Annotated in this window: 3 protein-coding genes; 1 reads left to right on the top strand and 2 read right to left on the bottom strand. The window is 70.9% G+C overall.

The features are described 5' to 3' along the window. A partial coding sequence (locus tag FV222_RS23645; protein ID WP_147815789.1) for a DUF2865 domain-containing protein occupies window positions 1–906 on the bottom strand: 906 nt, incomplete at its 3' end. A 172-nt stretch (window positions 907–1078) separates the two neighbouring features. On the opposite strand from FV222_RS23645, the gene FV222_RS23650 reads away from it, so the two are divergent. Further along, window positions 1079–1606 (top strand): CreA family protein, encoded by a 528-nt coding sequence (locus FV222_RS23650; RefSeq protein ID WP_147815790.1) that lies wholly within the window; start codon window positions 1079–1081, stop codon window positions 1604–1606. 63 nt (window positions 1607–1669) lie between these two features. Here the strand turns inward: FV222_RS23650 and FV222_RS23655 are convergent, their stop codons facing one another. Continuing rightward, window positions 1670–2020, bottom strand: coding sequence for a hypothetical protein (locus tag FV222_RS23655; protein ID WP_147754539.1), 351 nt, complete (start codon window positions 2018–2020; stop codon window positions 1670–1672). Window positions 2021–2281: the final 261 nt, after the last annotated feature.

Raw genomic sequence — 2281 nt, forward strand, 5'->3', positions numbered from 1 at the left:
GGCCAGCACCGCCGCGGTCCGGTCGGCGCGGCCGACGAGGGTGAGGCGGACCTTCGGGCTCGGGCGCGAGAGCGCCTCGGCCTGCATCGGGGTGACGAAGATGTCGCCCTTGTGCCGCACCAGCATGCTCTCGGCCTTGGTCAGCGACTGCGCCCAGGTCTTGTCGGCGGGCTTGCACGAGCAGTTCGGCACGAAGGCCTTGCGGAACTTGAAGGCGTTGGCGAGCGACACGTAGGCCTTGCTGCCCTTCACGGTCGCCGCCGACTTCAGGGCGTCGTCGCCGTAGGGCATCGAGTAGGCCGCAGCCTCCGTTCCGGGGCAGAGCGCCTGGCACATCTCGTCGGCGCCGGTGCGGCCCTCGGGCAGGTTGCGCATCGGAAAGTAGGCGCCGTCGCAGGTCCGCACGCAGATCACCTGCGCGCCGCCGCGGGCATGGGTCTCGCCGGTCGCCGGGTCGACGCGTGCGGAGTCGGCGCAGGACGAGGCCACCAGCCCCTGGAGCTGGCGGCGTCGGGCGCCGGTGTCGTCGATCGCCGCGCCGCCATAGGTGGCGTTGAGCGCGCGGATGCGCTGCTCGACGGCGCCGCATTGCGGGGGCCGCGTGTCGAAGAACAGGAAGGTGCCGCCCTCGCAATTCAAGGAGCGGTGATAGGCCTCGAGCCGGCCGATCTCGCTCTGCAGCGCGCGCACCGTGCTGGCGCCGTTGCTCAGGCTCGCCAACTCGGAGCGGTAGCGCAGGCAGGCCGCGCTCGGCAGGCGGCTCGGCGCCGGGGCGGAATTTTCCGCGGCCGGAACCGGGGTTTGGATCTGGTCCTGGGCGTGCGCGGCCACGGTCGCGCCGAGCCACAGCGCGAGGATCGCGAGCGGGCGGCGGAGCGGGCGGAATCGAAGGCGCGTCGACGGCATGGCTGAACGATCGGGGGTTCGGCGCAGGGCGGTGGGTGAACGGTTCGCCGCGTCGTGAAGGTCGGCGCCGGGAAACGAAGCCCCGGCGGGCTTAACTTTTTTAAACGCCCTCGCGCATCGGCGACAGCCCTCCTACATGCCCGCGACGACACAAGCGGGGGAATGGTGAACGATGTTGCTTCGGGGTCTCACACGCGGCGCGCGGGCCGCGCTGCTCCTGTCGGCGCTGGTCGGCCTCGCGGGGGCCGCCGCGGCGCAGGAGCCCGACCGGATCTTCGACAAGTCGACGGTCTGGCGCCCGCTCACGCCCAACGACAAGCTCGTAGTCTACGGCGTCGACGACCCGCTCGTGAGCGGGGTGGCCTGCTGGTACACCCAGCCGGAGAAGGGCGGCATCAAGGGCACGCTCGGCCTCGCCGAGGACGTGTCCGACATCTCGCTCGCCTGCCGCCAGGTCGGGCCGGTGCAGTTCTCGGGCAAGTTCGGCCAGGGCGAGGTGGTGTTCAGCGAGCGCCGCTCGCTGGTGTTCAAGTCGATGCAGATCGTGCGCGGCTGCGACGTGAAGCGCAACACGCTGATCTACATGGTCTATTCCGACCGGGTGATCCAGGGTTCGCCCAAGAACTCCACCTCGAGCGTGCCCCTGATGCCCTGGGGCACCGAGCCGCCGCCGAAATGCGGCGCGTTCCTGAAGGGCTGAGCGCCGCGCTGTCCCTCCCTCTTTACGGGGGAGGGAAAGGCTCGGCCCAAATCCCGAAAGCCCTCAATCCTGGCAGGTGATGCGGATCGGGCGCTCGGCCGGCTTCGTCACGGGGAGGTCGATGGCGCCGGTGTATTCCTCGGCCGCCGCGATCCCGTAGGCGTTGGCGGTGGCGTAGCCCTGCGCCTCGCACCAGGCGTTGGCGACGACCTGGCCGCACTCGCTGCCGGGGCTCGTCAGGCACTCGCCGACGCCGTAGCCGTCGCTCGACGGGATCAGGAAGGTCTTCTCGACATGGGGCGCCGCCTTGGCGGCCGGGGTCTCGCCGTCGCCCGCGGCGAAGGCGCCCTGCGCGAGGGTGACGAGGAGGGCAGCGGCAGCGAGTGCGCCGAGTCCGGCAGCCGAGCGTCGCATGGATACGTCCTTGTTCAGGGGTGGCCCTGGTTCGAAGTCTTGCGTGCGGATCGTGAGCGAGCGCCAAAATCCGACGGCGGGGTAAACAAAGGCTTTCCGGCGTCGACCGCGTTTCGTCCGCTGGGCCGATCGCGCCGGTCTCGAATTCTTGACGGATTTCGGGTAGCCCGATCCGGTCCGCCGGACCGTCGCCGATCCGCAACACGGCCCGGCGCGAAGCCGGCGGCAATGCGGCGGGGCGGGTCGCGCCCGGTCCCGCGG

The sequence above is a fragment of the Methylobacterium sp. WL103 genome (assembly GCF_008039885.1).
In the GTDB taxonomy this organism is placed as follows: Bacteria; Pseudomonadota; Alphaproteobacteria; order Rhizobiales; family Beijerinckiaceae; genus Methylobacterium; species Methylobacterium cerastii.

Bases quoted from the DNA above. Each gene is read 5' to 3' on its own strand.
- FV222_RS23650 (WP_147815790.1), top strand. From the start codon at position 1,079: ATGTTGCTTCGGGGTCTCACACGCGGCGCGCGGGCCGCGCTGCTCCTG.
- FV222_RS23655 (WP_147754539.1), bottom strand. From the start codon at position 2,020: ATGCGACGCTCGGCTGCCGGACTCGGCGCACTCGCTGCCGCTGCCCTC.